The organism is Neisseria sp. P0021.S006, from assembly GCF_051956895.1.
In genome coordinates this window covers 1-16,812 of record NZ_JBQCWZ010000027.1, presented here as the reverse complement: position 1 = coordinate 16,812, position 16,812 = coordinate 1, and the positions used below count along the sequence as shown (strand labels likewise).

The 16,812-nt window shown below is 53.9% G+C and carries 20 protein-coding genes and 1 other RNA gene; 13 read left to right on the top strand and 8 right to left on the bottom strand.

All coding sequences use genetic code 11. The features are described from left to right. Positions 1-59: 59 nt before the first annotated feature. The 3 genes from glmU to ACTHUM_RS07375 all read right to left on the bottom strand — a co-directional run bounded on the left by glmU (position 60) and on the right by ACTHUM_RS07375 (position 2,516). Positions 60-1,433 carry a bifunctional UDP-N-acetylglucosamine diphosphorylase/glucosamine-1-phosphate N-acetyltransferase GlmU gene (gene glmU, locus ACTHUM_RS07385; RefSeq protein ID WP_440361238.1) on the bottom strand — a complete coding sequence of 458 codons (1,374 nt, stop codon included), beginning with the start codon at positions 1,431-1,433 and terminating at the stop codon, positions 60-62. Positions 1,434-1,531: 98 nt separating this feature from the next. Next, complete coding sequence (locus tag ACTHUM_RS07380) at positions 1,532-1,807, bottom strand: membrane lipoprotein lipid attachment site-containing protein (protein WP_039861930.1); 276 nt, start codon at positions 1,805-1,807, stop codon at positions 1,532-1,534. Positions 1,808-1,868: 61 nt separating this feature from the next. Next, entirely contained in the window at positions 1,869-2,516 is a 648-nt protein-coding gene (locus tag ACTHUM_RS07375; RefSeq protein ID WP_049333140.1) for a pyrimidine 5'-nucleotidase, read from the bottom strand. A 64-nt stretch (positions 2,517-2,580) separates the two neighbouring features. On the opposite strand from ACTHUM_RS07375, the gene ACTHUM_RS07370 reads away from it, so the two are divergent. The 3 genes from ACTHUM_RS07370 (at position 2,581) to ACTHUM_RS07360 (ending at position 5,082) form a co-directional block, all read left to right on the top strand. Further along, positions 2,581-3,582, top strand: coding sequence for a thiamine ABC transporter substrate-binding protein (locus tag ACTHUM_RS07370; RefSeq protein ID WP_440361239.1), 1,002 nt, complete (start codon positions 2,581-2,583; stop codon positions 3,580-3,582). A gap of 111 nt (positions 3,583-3,693) precedes the next feature. After that, positions 3,694-4,539: a mechanosensitive ion channel family protein gene (locus ACTHUM_RS07365; protein WP_440361240.1), complete on the top strand. Its 846-nt coding sequence runs from the start codon at positions 3,694-3,696 to the stop codon at positions 4,537-4,539. A gap of 75 nt (positions 4,540-4,614) precedes the next feature. Further along, positions 4,615-5,082 (top strand): CinA family protein, encoded by a 468-nt coding sequence (locus ACTHUM_RS07360; RefSeq protein WP_296183990.1) that lies wholly within the window; start codon positions 4,615-4,617, stop codon positions 5,080-5,082. Positions 5,083-5,163: 81 nt separating this feature from the next. Here ACTHUM_RS07360 and efeB read toward each other — a convergent pair whose 3' ends face one another. The 3 genes from efeB to efeU all read right to left on the bottom strand — a co-directional run bounded on the left by efeB (position 5,164) and on the right by efeU (position 8,568). Continuing rightward, a complete protein-coding gene (gene efeB, locus ACTHUM_RS07355; protein ID WP_128582165.1) occupies positions 5,164-6,429 on the bottom strand; it encodes an iron uptake transporter deferrochelatase/peroxidase subunit in 1,266 nt (421 codons plus the stop codon). A 135-nt stretch (positions 6,430-6,564) separates the two neighbouring features. After that, entirely contained in the window at positions 6,565-7,731 is a 1,167-nt protein-coding gene (gene efeO, locus ACTHUM_RS07350; RefSeq protein WP_049335642.1) for an iron uptake system protein EfeO, read from the bottom strand. Between the two features lie 12 nt (positions 7,732-7,743). Continuing rightward, positions 7,744-8,568 (bottom strand): iron uptake transporter permease EfeU, encoded by an 825-nt coding sequence (efeU, locus tag ACTHUM_RS07345; RefSeq protein ID WP_036492490.1) that lies wholly within the window; start codon positions 8,566-8,568, stop codon positions 7,744-7,746. A 395-nt stretch (positions 8,569-8,963) separates the two neighbouring features. On the opposite strand from efeU, the gene ACTHUM_RS07340 reads away from it, so the two are divergent. The 3 genes from ACTHUM_RS07340 to ACTHUM_RS07330 all read left to right on the top strand — a co-directional run bounded on the left by ACTHUM_RS07340 (position 8,964) and on the right by ACTHUM_RS07330 (position 10,982). After that, a complete protein-coding gene (locus ACTHUM_RS07340; RefSeq protein ID WP_049333127.1) occupies positions 8,964-10,139 on the top strand; it encodes a cytochrome-c peroxidase in 1,176 nt (391 codons plus the stop codon). A 138-nt stretch (positions 10,140-10,277) separates the two neighbouring features. Beyond that, positions 10,278-10,607, top strand: a complete 330-nt coding sequence (locus tag ACTHUM_RS07335) for an FKBP-type peptidyl-prolyl cis-trans isomerase (protein WP_094192864.1) — start codon at positions 10,278-10,280, stop codon at positions 10,605-10,607. A gap of 126 nt (positions 10,608-10,733) precedes the next feature. Then, positions 10,734-10,982, top strand: a complete 249-nt coding sequence (locus ACTHUM_RS07330) for a BolA family protein (protein ID WP_003686612.1) — start codon at positions 10,734-10,736, stop codon at positions 10,980-10,982. Between the two features lie 67 nt (positions 10,983-11,049). On the opposite strand, the gene ACTHUM_RS07325 is transcribed toward ACTHUM_RS07330, so the two are convergent. Together ACTHUM_RS07325 and bioH are read right to left on the bottom strand one after the other, a co-directional pair. Beyond that, positions 11,050-11,856 carry a methyltransferase gene (locus ACTHUM_RS07325; RefSeq protein ID WP_049322981.1) on the bottom strand — a complete coding sequence of 269 codons (807 nt, stop codon included), beginning with the start codon at positions 11,854-11,856 and terminating at the stop codon, positions 11,050-11,052. 60 nt (positions 11,857-11,916) lie between these two features. Further along, entirely contained in the window at positions 11,917-12,663 is a 747-nt protein-coding gene (bioH, locus tag ACTHUM_RS07320) for a pimeloyl-ACP methyl ester esterase BioH (protein WP_308538594.1), read from the bottom strand. On the opposite strand from bioH, the gene ACTHUM_RS07315 reads away from it, so the two are divergent. The 7 genes from ACTHUM_RS07315 to rnpB all read left to right on the top strand — a co-directional run bounded on the left by ACTHUM_RS07315 (position 12,662) and on the right by rnpB (position 16,782). After that, positions 12,662-13,378: a ComF family protein gene (locus tag ACTHUM_RS07315; RefSeq protein WP_440361241.1), complete on the top strand. Its 717-nt coding sequence runs from the start codon at positions 12,662-12,664 to the stop codon at positions 13,376-13,378. The two genes, bioH and ACTHUM_RS07315, sit on opposite strands and share 2 nt — an antisense overlap. A gap of 64 nt (positions 13,379-13,442) precedes the next feature. Continuing rightward, positions 13,443-13,907, top strand: a complete 465-nt coding sequence (gene trmL, locus ACTHUM_RS07310) for a tRNA (uridine(34)/cytosine(34)/5-carboxymethylaminomethyluridine(34)-2'-O)-methyltransferase TrmL (protein WP_049335654.1) — start codon at positions 13,443-13,445, stop codon at positions 13,905-13,907. A gap of 48 nt (positions 13,908-13,955) precedes the next feature. Then, on the top strand, positions 13,956-14,675 hold the full coding sequence (locus ACTHUM_RS07305) for a septal ring lytic transglycosylase RlpA family protein (protein ID WP_150540554.1): 720 nt from the start codon (positions 13,956-13,958) through the stop codon (positions 14,673-14,675). Positions 14,676-14,773: 98 nt separating this feature from the next. Continuing rightward, positions 14,774-15,358, top strand: a complete 585-nt coding sequence (gene ruvA, locus ACTHUM_RS07300; RefSeq protein WP_049344922.1) for a Holliday junction branch migration protein RuvA — start codon at positions 14,774-14,776, stop codon at positions 15,356-15,358. A gap of 13 nt (positions 15,359-15,371) precedes the next feature. Next, entirely contained in the window at positions 15,372-15,605 is a 234-nt protein-coding gene (locus tag ACTHUM_RS07295) for a hypothetical protein (RefSeq protein ID WP_049322987.1), read from the top strand. A 54-nt stretch (positions 15,606-15,659) separates the two neighbouring features. Beyond that, on the top strand, positions 15,660-16,367 hold the full coding sequence (locus ACTHUM_RS07290) for a hypothetical protein (RefSeq protein ID WP_049344923.1): 708 nt from the start codon (positions 15,660-15,662) through the stop codon (positions 16,365-16,367). A gap of 53 nt (positions 16,368-16,420) precedes the next feature. Next, positions 16,421-16,782: RNase P RNA component class A (gene rnpB / locus ACTHUM_RS07285), an RNA gene on the top strand. Positions 16,783-16,812: the final 30 nt, after the last annotated feature.

The window sequence follows — 16,812 nt, the reverse complement described above, 5'->3', positions numbered from 1 at the left end:
GGTTTCAGACGGCCTTTTATGTTTCTCAAGGCCGTCTGAAAACAAATAAAAGACCGGCCTTACTTCTTATCGCCTTTTTCCGGACGCACCCAGCCTTCGATGACGGTTTGGCGCGAACGGGCGAGAACGAGTTTGCCGTCTTCGCAGTTGCGGGTAATCGCGCTGCCCGCGCCTGTCGTCACTTTGTTGCCGAGGGTAACGGGGGCAACCAGTACGCAGTTTGAACCGATGCGCACTTCGTCGCCAATGACGGTTTTGTGTTTGTTCACGCCGTCGTAGTTAGCAATAATCGTGCCGGCGCCGAAGTTGGTTTTGCTGCCGATCTCGGCATCACCGATGTAGGTGAGGTGGTTGGCTTTGGTACCATTGCCGATGGAGGCATTTTTGACTTCGACGAAGTTGCCGATGTGTACGTCGTCGGCCAGTTTGGCTTGCGGACGCAAACGGGCGTATGGGCCGATTTGGTTGTTTTCGCCCACTTCGCAACCTTCAAAATGGGAGAATGGCGCGATTTTGGTGTTGGCACCGATTTTGGCGTTTTTGATCACGCAGTTGGCACCGATTTCGACGTTGTCGCCGAGTTCGACTTCGCCTTCGATGACGACGTTGACGTCAATCACGACATCTTGTCCGTGTTTCAGACGGCCCCGTAAATCAAAACGTGCTGGATCGCGCAGGGTGACGCCTGCTTTGAGCAATTCTTGCGCCTGTTCGGTTTGGAAAATACGCTCGAGTTCGGCCAGTTGGAGTTTGTTGTTCACGCCGGCGGCCAGATGGGAGGCGCGCACTTGGACGGGATGAACTTTGATGCCGTCGGCAACGGCTTTGGCGATGAGGTCGGTCAGATAGTATTCGCCTTGGGCATTGTTGCTGGAAAGGCTGTTCAACCAAGCTTCGAGTTTGGCATTGGGCAGAACCAAAATGCCGGTATTGATTTCTTTCACGGCTTTTTGGGCGGCATCGGCGTCTTTTTCTTCGACAATGGCGGTTACGTTGCCGTTGCTGTCGCGGATGATGCGGCCCAAACCTGTCGGATCGTTGGGCACGTCGGTCAACAGACCGACTTCGTTGCCTGCGGCTTCGAGCAGGGTTTCGAGGGTGGCGGCGTCAATCAGGGGGACGTCGCCGTACAACACCAGCGTGCGGCCTTCGGCGGCAAGGTGCGGCAGGGCGGTTTTGACGGCGTGGCCGGTACCGAGCTGTTCGGTTTGTTCAACCCAAACGACATCGCGTTTGACGGTGTCCAAGACTTGCTCTTTGCCGTGGCCGATGACGACGCAGATGTTTTGGGGATTCAGGGAGGCGGCAGTGTCGATAACGCGCTCAACCATGGGAAGGCCGCCGATGCGGTGCAGCACTTTGGGCATTTTGGAGTACATGCGCGTGCCTTTGCCGGCGGCGAGGATGACGATATTTAAAGCTGTCTGAGCCATGATACGGTTTCCGTTGTCGTTGTTTGAGGCCGTCTGAAAAGTGGGGCAACAAGTGTTGATTGTTTTTCACTCCGTTTCAGACGGCCTTGGGGATATTGTTATTCGGTTGCTGGCTGTTGGTTGGCAAATTGCGGTTTTTGCCAGTTTTGGCCGCGTTCAGCGTGTTCCGCTTGATTGGATTGGACGGCGCGGCGCTCTGGGCGGAACTGGTTGTAATTCATGTTTTTAGAATAAGTACCATCCTGATAAACGATAGGCGTGCCGGTAGCATATTTTTGGCGTACGGCGGTACGGCCGGATTCGTTGGTGTAGGTTTCCCAAGAACAACCGGCCAAAACGGCGGCGGCAGTCAGGATTAAAGCGAGTTTACGCATGATGTTGTCCTTGTTTTTAAATGTCGTCAATACCGTGTATTGTACTTGATTTTTAAAAATTTCACGGCAGTTTTGTGCAAAATTCAAGCAAACCCTGCATATCTTTCGCTATGCCGTCGGCAAATGGCAACGGATGGGCTTTTTCGCCGTACCAAACGGTCTTCATGCCCAAGGCTTTGGCTTGGTGCAGATTGTCGGCGCTGTCGTCCACCATAATGCACTGTTCGGGTTTGACGCCCAACAGGCGGCAGACGTTGAGATAGGCTTGCGGATTGGGTTTGTAGAGCAGGCCGAAGTCGTCCGTGCCGAACAAGCCGTCAAAATGCGCTTCCAAGCCCAATGCTTCAACCAATGCGCGGACATAAAACGAAGGCCCGTTGGAAAATACGGCTTTTCGCCCTTTCAGACGGCCTAAAACGTCATCAGTTCCATCCATACCCTCCACCTTTGCCAAAATTTGCTTAAGCGGGTGACTTTCACGCAAAAATTCATCGATATCGACTTCGGGATGGTGGATTTGCAAACCGGCAAGCGTCGCGCCGTATCGGTGCCAATAATCTTGGCGCAGGTGGGAGGCGGCTTCTTCGGAAAGTTTCAGACGGCCTGCCATGTATTCGGTCATGGCGCGGTTGATGATGTAGAAAATGCCGGCTTCGGCATTGTGCAAAGTGTTGTCGAGGTCAAACAGCCAAACGGGGGAATGATTCATATCGTGCCTTGATATGCAGATTTTGTTATGATATTTCGTATTTTACCCGTACAAAGGAAAGAGAATGAAACTGAAATTGTCCGCCCTCGCCCTGTTGCTGGCTTCGGCAAACCTGTACGCCCAAACCGAAGTGCGTCTGGCCGTGCACAAATCCTTCAGCCTGCCCCAATCCGTCATCGCGCAATTTGAAAAAGCCAACGATGCCAAAGTGTCCGTCATCAAGGCAGGCAGTGGCAACGAAATGCTCAACAAGCTGATTTTGAGCAAAGCCAACCCGATTGCCGATGCGGTTTACGGTTTGGACAACGCCAACATCGGCAAAGCCAAAGCCGCCGGCATCCTCGCCGCCAGCCAACCCAAATCCGCGCCCGTAACCGCGTCCCTGCCCGATGCGCTGGCCGTCGATTACGCCTATGTCACCATCAACTACGACAAAAAATGGTTTGAACAGAAAAAACTGCCTCTGCCGCAAACCCTGCAAGACCTGACCAAACCGGAATATAAAAACCTTCTGGTGACCCCGTCTCCCGCCACATCATCGCCCGGCCTCTCCTTCCTCTTGGCCAACATCGGCGGCATGGGTGAAGAAGGCGCGTTCAAATGGTGGGCGCAAATGCGCCAAAACGGCGTGAAAGTCGCCAAAGGTTGGAGCGAAGCCTACTACACCGACTTCACCCAAAACGGCGGCGCCTACCCCCTCGTGGTCAGCTATGCCACCAGCCCGGCGGCCGAAGTCCACTACTCCAAAGGCAAATACAGCACCCCGCCCACCGGCAACCTCTTCCTCAAAGGTGGCACATTCCGCCAAGTTGAAGGCGCGGCCGTTTTGAAAGGCGCAAAACAACCCGAGCTGGCAGCCAAACTGGTGAGCTGGCTGCAAAGCGGCGAAGTGCAAAAAGCCCTGCCTGCCGAAATGTGGGTCTATCCGGCAGTCAAAAACACGCCGCTGCCCAAAGTATTCGAGTTTGCCCAAACCCCGAAACACAGCGATTCCCCCAACCGTGCCGACATCAACACCAAACAAAAACAATGGGTGAGCCGTTGGAGCAAAACCGTTTTACGTTAAACCGAAAAACTTAAAAACACATCAAGGCCGTCTGAAAAAACAAATCATTAGTTTTTCAGACGGCCTTGTTTTACAATGACCTTTTAAACAACTTCACACGCATACACAATTATGAATTTCGATCTTCAATCCCTCTCCCCCTTCTCCGGTTGGGAACAACTCGCCCAAACCGGCATGTCTTTCGGCACGAACCTGCTGGCCGCCTTGGCCATCTTCTTTATCGGCCGCTGGGTCACCACGCGCGTGGTGACACTGATGAAAACCGCACTGACGCGCGCCAAAGTCGATAAAACGCTGGTCAGCTTCCTCGGCAACGTCGCCAACATCGGCCTGCTGATCCTCATCATCATCGCCGCACTGGGTAAACTCGGTATTCCGACCACTTCCGTGACCGCCTTGATCGGTGGCGCAGGCTTGGCCGTGGCTTTGTCTTTGAAAGACCAACTGTCCAACTTCGCCGCCGGCGTGCTGATTATCCTGTTCCGCCCGTTTAAAGTCGGCGACTTTATCCGCGTCAACGGTTTTGAAGGTATCGTCCGAGAAATCAAAATGGTGCAGACCTCTTTGAGCACGCCGGACAACGAAGAAGTCGTCCTACCCAACAGCGTGGTCATGACTAACAGCATCACCAACCGCTCCTCCCTGCCCCTGTGCCGCGCCCAAGTCGTTGTCGGCGTCGATTACGCCTGCGACTTGAAAGCCGCCAAAGCCGCCGTATTGAGAGCGGCAACCGAGCATCCATTGTGTGTTCAAACCGAAGAACGACCTGCCGTCGTATACATTACCAACCTTGGCGACAGCGCCATCGAAATTACCCTTTGGGCGTGGACGCAAGAAGAAAATCTCGGCCCGTTCCGATTCGCCCTGAACGAGCAAGTGGTTGAAAACCTGCGCGAAGCCAACATCAACATCCCATTCCCACAATGTGATGTCCACCTCATTCAGCCGAAAGACTGATTTCAGCTTTCAGGCCGTCTGAAACCCGGCGGGTCAAACGCCCGCCCCATTCCACCATTTCCATAAGGAGCCGCCATGTCCCATCTGCAAACCATCGCCGATCACCTGACCAGCCGCCGTCAAACCGTTACCTGCGCCGAGTCCTGCACCGGCGGCCTGCTTGCAGGTGCGCTGACCTCCCTCTCCGGCAGCTCGCAATGGTTTCATCAAAGCTTCGTCACATACAGCAACCAAGCCAAACAAGACCGCCTCGGCGTCATGCCCGATACCTTGCTGAAACACGGCGCGGTCAGCCGCGAGACCGTCTATGAAATGGCACGCGGCGCAAAGGCCGTGGCGCAGGCAGATTACGCCTTGAGTATTTCCGGCATCGCCGGCCCCGGCGGCGGCAGCGCGGCCAAACCGGTCGGCACAGTCTGGTTCGGCCTGGCCACGCCCGAAGGCTCGTTTGAGCAAACCGCGCTTTTCCCAGGCGATCGCGAAGCAGTAAGGGCGCAAGCTGTCGAATACGCATTGGCTTTCTTGGCGGAACATTTGGTTTGATAGAAAAAATACAGGCCATCTGAAATCTGGAAATCAGGTTTCAGACGGCCTTTTTATTATCTATTTAAACCATCGGCAGATTTATACGCCCAAAAGTTCTTTGCCGAGGAAGCTGCCTTTTTCGACACCCGGCAGGACGAAGAAATAGCCGCCGCCAAACGGGCTGATGTATTCCTCCAGAGGCTCGCCGTTGAGCAGGTTTTGCACGAAGATGAAGCCGTCGGCAAGGTTGGCCTGATAGCAGATGAAAATCAGGCCGACATCGAGCTGGCCGTTGGCGGCAAGGCCGCGCGAATAGTTGAAGGCGCGGCGGTAGAGCAGGTGTTTTTTCATGAACTCCGGATCGCGCGGGTTGGCAAGGCGCATATGGCTGTCTTTGGGCGTGATTTTGCCGTCGGGGTCTTTGGCAAAATCGGCGGTGTCGCCCTCTTTTTTACCGTCCATGGGCGCGCCGCTGTATTTGCGCCGGCCGAAAATATCGGTTTGTTCCTGCATCGGGGTGCGGTCCCAAAACTCGACAAAGTGGCGGATAAGGCGGACGGCCTGATAGCTGCCGTTTTTCGCCCATGCCGGTTCGTCCAAGCTGTTGGCAGCAACGCCCGTCCACAGGACTTGATCGGCGACTTTGGGATCTTCGACTTTGGGATTGCCGGAGCCGTCGCGGAAACCTAAAAGATTGCGCGCGGCAATGGCGCCGGGTTCGGCTTTAGGGAGCCAACCGTCTATGCTCCAGCGGATGACGGCAAACTGGGCGGTGTTTTTGATGATGTCGCGCAGGGCGGCTTGGCAGGTTTCGGGGGAGAATGCGCAAATTTGCAGGCTGAGGTCGCCGTCGCACCAAGATTTTTGGAGTTTGTCGTTGGGGAAGTCGCGCATTTCCTGCAGGTGTTTCGGCTTTTTGTCTTTGAGGCCGAAGCGGTCGTCAAAGAGGCTGCTGCCGACGCCGACGGTAACCGTCAGCCCGTCGGGACGGAATTGTTTGCCGAGAATGCCGCTGCCTGCAGGCGGGAGCTTGTCATCGCCGTCTTGGTATTCGCCGCCTTGGGTGAGGAATTCGATGCGGGCGGTCAGGGCGCGGAACAGGTTTTCAAGTTGTTTGGCGTCTTTGGCGGTAACATCAAAGGCACACATGATGCCGAAGAGCTGGTGTGGCGTAACGATGCCTGCCTGATGCTCGCCATAACACGGATAGGCCAGCTCGGAATGTTGGTTGTTTTGGGTTTCGGCGGCGGCTTCGCCTTGTTTTTTACCGGCAAAATAACCGGCAACGCCGATGGCGCCGGCGGCAAGGGCAGTTTTGAAAAGGGTTCGTTTTTCGGGTTGCTCCGGTTGTTTGTTTTGGCTCATGGTCTGCTCCTTGGCAGGGAACGGAAAGATTGCAATCGTGTGAAGTAAGGTCGGTTTTCAAGCATATTTTGTGTGGGCGACAATAAGATTCAGACGGCCTTTCAATATCCAAAGGCCGTCTGAAAACGCGTTATCTTATTTCAAACCCAAAATGCCGCGCAGTTTGGCCAAGTCTTCTGCCAAGGCATTAATTGGCGCCTGCAGGGCTTTGCGGTCTTCTTCGCTCAGTTTGTCATACAGCTCGAAACCGTTCGGGGTTTTGTATTTCGCCAAAATGTCTTCAACCTGTTTGAAGTTGGCATCGGTTTTTTCCAACAACGCTTTGTCTTTGGCTTCGATCAGTGGACGGAACAAATCAACGATTTTTTTGGAGCCTTCCACATTGGCTTGGAAGTCGCTCAAGTCGGTATGGCTGTAACGGTCTTCTTCGCCGCTGATTTTGCTGCCGGCCACTTCTTCAATCAGTTCGGACGCGCCGCCGACCACCTTACCCGGAGGAAACGCCAATGCGTCGATTTCTTTTTGCAGTGCTTCGACATCGGTCATCAGTTTGGCTGCAATTTCCTTCACGCCGGATACGTCTTTTTCTACCCAAAGGGCGTGTTCGATACGGTGGAAGCCGGTAAATCCGGCATCTTTCGCACCGTCTTTGAAGTCGTCTTCACGCGCATCGATGACGGGGTCGAGTTCGCTGAAAAGCTCGGCAATCGGTTCGATACGTTCGTAATGGACGCGGGTGGCGGCAAACAGGGATTTGGCCTTTTCAATGTCGCCGGCTTTAACGGCTTCGGTAAAGGTTTTGGTTTTCGCCACCAGCTCTTTAACCTCGCCTTGAACGTAAGCTTTATAGTCGGCGAGCGGTTGGGACAGTTTTTCCAAATCCGCTTCGTTGGCAGTGTCTTTGAAGCCGCTGTCGGTAACAATCAGCTTACCGCGCGGATTTGTCAACAGGCCGCAAGTCATTTCGTATTCGCCCGGCAGTAGGGTAACGGTCATTTTGTCGGATAAACCCGGGGCGATGTTTTCACGCTCGTCCACCACCATCACGCCTTTCAGGATTTCCCATTCCAGCTTGCGGCCGCTGTCGTTTTTAATGTTGAACACGACTTGGCCGCTGGGGACGGTCAATTCCATCGGTTCGCAGGCAGTATCGTTCACACCGATATTGACCGAACCGTCGGCATTGGCGGCAGCGGATGCGCCTGAAGCGGCAGGCGCGGCTTTTTCGGCTTCAGGCGGCTGACACGCGGTCAAACCCAGAGCCAGCATTACAGACAAAGCAGTCAGATTGAATTTTTTCATTTTACTTCCTTCTTATTTAGTTAACGTTTTTGCTGGCGCACTGCCGCGCAAAAACCAAATCATGACGGGAACCAGATACAGCAGCCAAATCAGGACTTCGCCTTCGGTCGGGTGGTCGGTATAGCCGAAGAAACCGCCGAGCAGCACGCCTAAAGGGCTGTCTTCATGCAAATATTTCGATGTGTCGAAAGCAATATCCTGCATCACATTCCATACGCCGGCCTCATGCAGCGCGCGAAATGAACCGGCCAACAGACCGGCCGCTACCACAATCAAAAACGCGCCCGTCCAACGGAAAAACTTCGCCAAGTTCAGGCGCATACCGCCCTGATAAATCAGCGTACCGATGACAACCGCCACCAACAGACCCAACACCGCGCCTATCGGCATAGACCACGTCGGGCTTTGCTGGAACACGGCCAGCAGGAAAAACACACTCTCCAAACCTTCGCGCGCCACAGCCAAAAACGCCATGCCGACCAAGGCCCAACCCTGGCCGCTGCCGCGGTTTAAGGCCGACTGAACAGAATCCTGAAGATGCTGTTTCATCGAACGCGCGGCCTTCTTCATCCACAAAATCATGTACGTCAGCATCGCCACAGCCACCAGGCCGATGGCGCCGACCACCAATTCCTGTTCTTTTTGCGGAATCTCGCCGGTAGCGGAATGAATGCCGTAACCAATACCCAAACACATGACCGAAGCCAAAAACACGCCCAGCCAAACCTTCGGCATCAGCTCGCTGTGTCCCGACTGTTTCAAAAAACTGGCAACAATGCCGACGATCAGGGCGGCTTCGATGCCCTCGCGCAGCATAATCAATAAAGCAATCAGCATAAAAAACTCTAAAGTGAAATGTTCATTTGTTAACGCATTTATAACGCTTTATGCTTAATAACGCAAATTATTTTTATTTTTTAATAACCCCATATTTATTAAGATTTTTTAAAATAAAATAACGGACGTAATCAATAAAAACTAAAAGGCCGTCTGAATAAGGCCGTCTGAATTTTATTTTTTCAGACGGCCTTAATTTATCTAAGCAATTGTAAATAAATAATAAAAAAGTTCCATAGTATAAATTTCCCTATCAGTGATATTTTCAGAATTTATCAAATTTAAAAGGTTGATTTACAACAAAAATTAAAACCGCCTTATCTTTTATAGTTGGCATATTGCTGGTGCAATCAGCAATCCATGACATAACAAACGCATAACAAAGGAACCCTCCTATGCCACGTTTAAAACTCCACCAAATCGCTTTGGCTTTGGCCGTTTCTGCCGCGCTGACCGCCTGCGGCGAGAAAACGGCTCAAACAACCGAAACCCCTCAAGCGGCTTCTGCCGCGAGCGCTGCCGATGCTGCCGCAAGCACCGCCGCTGTTTCGGCCCCTCAAAATTCCGCCGATGTTTCTGCCGAAGACAAAGCCCTGTTGGAACGCGCGCAAACCGTGTTCAAACCTTTGCCTGATGCGGCCGAAATGCAAAAAATCCGTCCGTTTACCGAAGAGCAGGTCAAACTCGGCCAACAACTTTGGTACGAAACCCGCCTGTCCAAAGGCAACACCGTCAGCTGTAACTCCTGCCACAACTTGGCAACTGCTGGCGTAGACAACATGCCGACCAGCGCGGGCCACAAAAGCCAATTCGGCGCCCGTAACCCCCCGACTGCCCTGAATGCCGCCTTGTTGGGAAGCCAATTCTGGGACGGCCGTGCCGCCGATGTGGAAGAACAAGCCGGCGGCCCATTGCTCAACCCGGTTGAAATGGCCAACGCGACCGAAGCCGATGCCGCCGCCAAAATCGCCGGTATCCCTGAATACCAAGAAAAATTCAAAGCCGCATTCCCTGAAGACGGCGCGGTTTCCTTTAAAAACATCACCACTGCATTGGGCGCGTTTGAACGTACCCTGCTGACTCCGACCCGTTGGGACGACTACCTGAAAGGCAACGTATCTGCCCTGAGCGAACAAGAACGCAAAGGCGTACGCGCATTTATGGACAACGGCTGTATCGCTTGTCACAACGGCGTCAACTTGGGCGGTACCATGTTCCAAAAATTCGGTTTGGTGGATGGTCCTTACTGGAAACACATCGACGATCCTAAACACGACAAAGGCCGTGCGGACGTAACCAAAAAAGCCGAAGACGAATTCTTCTTCCGTGTTCCCGGCTTGAGAAACGTTGAACGTACCTATCCATACTTCCACAACGGCAGCGTTTGGGAATTGGATAAAGCCGTCAACATCATGGCGAAAGCTCAATTGGGTAAAACCCTGGCTCCGGAAGACACTGAAAACATCGTTGCCTTCTTGAAAGCCCTTTCCGGCAATGTTCCGGAGTCTGCCCGAACCATGCCTGAGCTGCCCGTCTCCCACGATGTCAAATCCCAACCTGACAACAAATAAGGGTTAGCATAAAACAAGGCCGTCTGAAAATCCGTTTCAGACGGCCTTTTTGCTGCCGGCCATATGGGCAGCTTTGTTTCACGATTGCGCACAATATGGTAATCTTGAGCCGATTTTCACCATACATCCGAAAGGAACATCATGAGCCTGATTATTGAAGACTTGCAAGAAGGCCACGGCAAAGAAGCCGTCAAAGGCAAAGAAATCACCGTACATTACACCGGCTGGTTGGAAGACGGTACCAAATTCGACTCCAGCCTCGACCGCCGTCAACCGCTGACCATCACTCTGGGCGTCGGCCAAGTGATTAAAGGCTGGGACGAAGGCTTCGGCGGCATGAAAGAAGGCGGCAAACGCAAGCTGACCATTCCTTCCGAAATGGGCTACGGCGCACACGGTGCCGGCGGCGTGATTCCTCCGCACGCGACTTTGATTTTTGAAGTCGAGCTGCTGAAAGTGTACGAATAAGCATTTGACGCTTCAAAAGACCGAGGCCGTCTGAAACCCGAAGTTTGGTTTTTCAGACGGCCTGTTTTTATCAAGATTCGGTATAATGCCCTCTTTTACAAGCAAACCATTTCCCAAGGAACCCCCATGCTTTTACCCGAACAAGTCAAAACCCTGATTGAAGGCGTTACCCCTTGCGAACACGTCGAAGTCGAAGGCGACGGCCATCACTTCTTCGCCGTAATCGTTTCCTCCTCATTTGAAGGCAAAGCCCGCCTCGCCCGCCACCGCCTGATTAAAGACGGTCTCAAGCCGCAACTCGAAAGCAACGAATTGCACGCGCTGTCGATTTCCGTTGCCGCCACGCCGGCCGAATGGGCGGCCAAACAGGCTTAATTCGGAATCAAACAAAAGGCCGTCTGAAACTTCAGACGGCCTTTTTGCATTCAAACCCAAGCAGCCCTCAGCTTCCGGCCTGCATCTGTTTTTTCGGGAAAAACTGCACCACGTTCTCTCCTTGCGGCAACACCAATTTCTTCACGGCATGGCCGTACACGGTTTCAAGCGTGATGTTCAGACGGCCTTCGTTGGCAAAAATCTTATCCACACATTCCTTAGCCGCTTGCGGATTGCTGAACTTCAACGCATTCCACAATCCCAAGGTTTCCATGTCCTGCCAAAACGTCCCGGCTTTTTTATAGCTCAATTCAAGCTTGGCCGTGTCGGTTACCGGATCGTAAAAGCCGTTGTCGGCGAGCATATCGCCCAAGTCGTGCATATCAATCAGCGTGGGCGCTTCGCATTCGATGCCTTCATGGTTCAGACGGCCTGTCAGCTCGGTCAGACTGTCGCGGCCAAAGTGCGTGAAAAACAATAATCCGTCGGTTTTCAAAGCGGCGGCCCAGTTTTTCAATACCGGCAAAATATCGTCGGCGCGGCTGAGGCTGAGGTTGGCCCACAGCATATCGGCGGCGGCTTCAGGCAGCGGCGCGGTCAGGGCTTGGCAATGTTGCGGAATGGTTTTGCCGGTCAGCTTCTGCCAGAAACCGCCTTTGCGCGCGGCGGCGGCGGTTTTCAAAAAGTCGGCATTCGGATCGTATTCTTCAAACACGGCGTCGGGATAACGCGCGGCCAGCAGGCTGCGGCTGATGTCGGCATCGGCACCAATCAGCATGATGCGTTTGGGTGCATTGCGGACCAGCTGCAGGCGCTCGTCGGTGTCTTGGGCGAGATGGCGGTGAATTTGCCAGCGTTTGTCTTGTTCGGTCATGGTGGGTCGTGTCAGCGGGCTTTGCCCGACAATATTCTGTTTTTATGGTTGAAGTCTTTTTCAGACGGCCTTTTCGACAAAATTGCGGTAGATTTCGGCAAATTCGTCGGCATGGCTTAAAAAGGGCGCGTGTGCGGCTTTGTCGATAAGGACCAGCTCGCTGTTGCTCAAATGGCGGTGTAAATATTCGCCCATGCGCGGCGGCGTAATGGCGTCTTTCTGTCCAAACACCAGCAATGACGGCGTTTGAATCAGCGGCAACAACGGACGCGCATCGGCATGGTTGACCGCTTCAAGCGCGGCCTGTAAGGCGGAAGGCGTGCCGCAGCGCGCCAAATCGGGCAGCACCCGGTTTAAGATTTCGCCGGAATGGGGCGTGTGCAGCAGTTGCAGTTGTAGAAACTGTTTAATATGTTTGGCATAATCCTGCTGGAATGCGCCAACCATCTTGCCCAAGGCAGGTTGTGCCAAGCCTTCCGGATAATCCGTGTCGGCAGTCAATCGGGCAAAACTTGCCGTCAGGCAGAGCGATCGGATTTTGTCAGGATAAAGCGCGGTCAGATACAGGGCAACCAGTCCGCCCAGCGACCAGCCGAGAATGTGTGCCGGCGTGTCGATTTGTCCGGCGAAAGCTTCGGCAACGGCGGCAATATCAAACGGCTCGGTAAAAGGCGCATCGCCGTGTCCGGGCAAATCAAGCGCGCGGACGTCCCAACCGGCAGGCAGGCGCGGTATCAAATCGTCGAATACATGGCGGTTCGCCGCCCAACCGTGTATCAGATAAACTTTTTTGGCGGAGTGTGGCATGAATGTTCTTTCTTGGTGGCGCAATTTGAAACGGCTCAATGCGCGACGTTGCATATTATGCCACGATTCCGTTTCAGACGGCCTTTGCCGAGGCTGCGCAAACGATTTGACGGAATATTTTATCGACGCGGCACAAAGCTGTCCTTTGTGTTTCCGCCATGTCGCGGGCGGGGCGGTGTGCGGCGGTTGCCAGAAAAAGCCGCCCGCATTTGATAGAATGTGGGCCTCGCTGTATTACGAACCGCCCGTCAGCAGCATGATACGCGAGCTGAAACACTTGGCCGACTTGGGCATGAGCCGTCCGCTGGCGGATTTGATGAGCCAAAACGCACCGGACTGGCTGGCGGCAGAACACTTCGATTTCGTCCTGCCCATGCCTTTGAGCAAAGAGCGGCGGCTCAAGCGCGGATTCAACCAAAGCGAGGCGTTGACGGATATTTTGGCAAAACGCTACGGCTGGACGCTGCTGCCGCGACACGCGGTTTTCAGACGGCATGGCGAGCCGCAAAGTACGCTAAAAAGCGACGAACGTCGGCGAAATATCAAGAATGCATTTAAAATCAAAGCCGAATTGCCGAAGGCGTGTAATATTCTGTTAATTGACGATGTCTTCACCACCGGCTCGACTTTGGACGAATTGGCGAAAACGCTGAAAAAATCAGGCGCAGGTAAGATTTTTTGCTGGAGCTTGGCGCGTCCGCCAATGAAAAAATAGCTTAAAGTTTTTGACACCCATGGAACATTTCGGCATTATGCCACTCAATAAGTGATTGATTTATATGTTTACCATAGTTTTGTACCAACCCGAAATCCCGCCTAATACGGGCAATATCATCCGCCTGTGCGCCAATACCGGTGCCGATTTGCATTTGGTCAAGCCGCTTGGTTTCCCTTTGGATTCGTCCAAAATGAAACGCGCGGGTTTGGATTATCACGAGTTTGCCAAACTGACGGTACATGAGAATTTCGAAGACTGCCTCAAGGCACTCGAAGGCCGCCGCATTTTCGCGCTGACCACCAAAGGCTCTACCCGCCCCGACGAAGTTTCCTTCCGCGAAGGCGACGTGTTGCTGTTTGGCCCCGAAACGCGCGGCCTGCCTGCCGAAGTTCTCGACAGCCTGCCTGCCGGACAAAAAATCCGCCTGCCGATGATGCCCGGCAGCAGGAGCATGAATCTTTCCAATACCGTCGCCGTTATTCTGTTTGAAGCATGGCGACAAAACGGTTTTGCCGGCGGCGTATAGCAGGCCGTCTGAAACCGCTGCGTTATCAACTCAAGAACGGAACCCGTTTTGACTTTTACCAAAAAAAACCTCCTTTCCTTAGCCGCCGCCACCATCGGCGTCCTTTCCATCAATGCCGCCGTCGCCGACAGCGTGGTTCGAGTCGAAAAACTGCATCCTTCTGCCAACCGCAGTTACAAAGTTGCCGGCAAACGCTACACGCCGCTGACCCAAGTTTCCTCTTTCAGCCAAACCGGTAAAGCCTCATGGTACGGCAACCAATTCCACGGCCGTAAAACTTCCAGCGGCGAGCGTTACAATATGAACGCCCTCTCCGCCGCCCACAAAACCCTCCCTATTCCCAGCTACGCACGCGTGACCAATATGCAAAACGGCAAAAGCGTCATCGTCCGCGTCAACGACCGCGGCCCTTTCCACGGCAACCGTGTCATCGATGTTTCCCGCGCCGCCGCCCAACAATTGGGTTTCATCAACCAAGGCACGGCCAACGTCAAAGTTGAGCAGATCATCCCCGGCCAAACCGCCGCTCAAACCATTATTTCCCCAAACAACAAAGAATTTTTTGTTGATTTGAAATCCTTCGGTACCCAACGTGAAGCGCAGGCTTATCTGAACCAAGCCGCACAAAGCCTGCCGTCGGACAGCAAAGTCATGCTGGAAAAACGCAACTACGAATACGTTGTCAAAATGGGTCCGTTCAGCAGCCAAGAACGTGCCGCCGAAGCAGGCGAACGCGCCCGTCATCTGAATCTGGTATCCGCCATCTGATTTCGTCCGCGTTAGCGCTGAAGTTTGATACAATACAAGGCCGTCTGAAACCCGATTGCAAGGTTTCAGACGGCCTTTTTTAATCACAGGGGAACACCATGATCAGCAGGCTCACAGGTAAATTGATTGAGAAAAATCCGCCGCAGGTCGTTATCGACGTCAACGGCGTCGGTTATGAAGCCGACGTTTCCATGCAGACTTTCTACAACCTGCCCCCCGTTGGCGAAACCGTCCATCTCTACATCCAGCTTGTCGTCCGCGAAGACGCGCATTTGCTGTTTGGATTCGCCTCGGCCGAGGAGCGCGCCACCTTCCGCCAACTGGTCAAAGTCAGCGGCATCGGTGCCAAAACTGCATTGGGCATCTTGTCGGCCATGAATGCCGACGAGCTGGCGCAAGCCGTCGCCGAAGAAGACGTCAAACGCCTCTCCTCCGCCCCCGGCATCGGCAAAAAAACCGCCGAACGCATGGTGTTGGAACTGCGCGGCAAACTCGTGTCCCATACCGTTTCAGACGGCCTGTTTGCCCCTGATGCCGTTGCCGACGAAAGCCAAGACATCATCAACACCCTGCTTGCCCTCGGCTACAACGAACGCGAAGCCAAAGCCGCCACCAAAGGCATTCCCAAAGGCACGGAAGTCGGCGAAGGCGTGCGCCTGGCCTTAAAAAACCTGCTCAAATAAGGCCGTCTGAAACATGAAAACCGCCGTCCTGAGTGCCGCCTTGCTTCTAAGCGCGTGCGTTTATACCGAAACTCCGTACGGGCGCACCGCCGTCTTAGACCTGCCCGTCCACGCGCAAACCACCGTCAACAAAACCGTGACCATCAACGCCCCGCCCGGGACGACCGTCATCTATCAAGACAGCGAACCCGTCCGCAATTACCCGGCCTATCCCGTTTATCCCCGCCGGGTTTATCGTTATCGATAAACAATGCTGACCGTTTGAAACCATAGGTTCAGACGGCCTGTTGAGAGACCAACCATGAAATACATCCTTCCCCTGCTTTTACTCCTGAGCGCCTGCACACCGGACGCCAAGACCACGGATGCCGCATCCGCCCCCAAAACACACGGCTTCGCACACCGCCTGACCGAAGGCGAAAAACTGTTGACCCAAGCCCTCATCAAACAAGACCTCGCCGCCTACTTCAAACACGAAACCGGCGGCGCATTTGCCGAACAAGCCCCCTTATTCTCGGCCCAGCAACTTGCCGAACAGAAAAACATCCCCCAAAACGATGCCATCGGCGTTTACGGCAAAATCATCAAAACCCAAGGCCGCACCGCCTGGCTGCAAACCGACAAGCAAACCCTCAAACTCGATTTGGCCGAACCGCTGCAAGAAGCAGAAGGCGAAGTTACCCTCGTCTGCCAACACGAAAACACCGCCTTCCAAGACTGCCAAACAGAAGCAAACTTCGTCCGACGCTTTACCGAACAAATCTTCTCGGCGGTCGAGTCCGGACGCGTATCCGCCCAAACAGACGCACCGGCCGAAGAAATCATGGCCGGCCGCCTCATCCCGTTTTTAAGTGCCGCCAGCGACTTTACCGGCAACTTCAAAGCCTGCGCCACCACCATGACCGAATACTGCACCAGCCGCCTGGCACGCGAAATGCCCGAATCCGCAGTCCGCAAAAAAGCACAGGAATTGGGTTTGACCGAAATAGCATTTAAAAAGAAAAAATAAATATTTAGGCCGTCTGAACCTTATAGCGGCTGTGTTATAATCCGCACCTCATACAGGTCGGACAGACAGTCGCCGCGTATCGCGTAAGGCATACGGGGAGGAAAGTCCGGGCTCCACAGAGCAGAATGCCGGCTAACGGCCGGGCGCGGCAACGCGACGGAAAGTGGAACAGAAAGCAATACCGCCGATGATTGCCTTCGGGCAAAACAGGTAAGGGTGAAAAGGTGCGGTAAGAGCGCACCGTGCATTTGGTAACAAAGCGCAGCAGGCTAAACCCCATTCGGAGCAAGACCAAACAGAACGCGATGACGCTGCTCGCCGAGCGTTCGGGTAGGTTGCTTGAGCACACCAGCAATGATGTGCCTAGAGGAATGACTGTCCGCGACAGAACCCGGCTTACCGTCCGAGCTGTATGTCCCCATACCGCGGCAGGTTTTTAAAACCT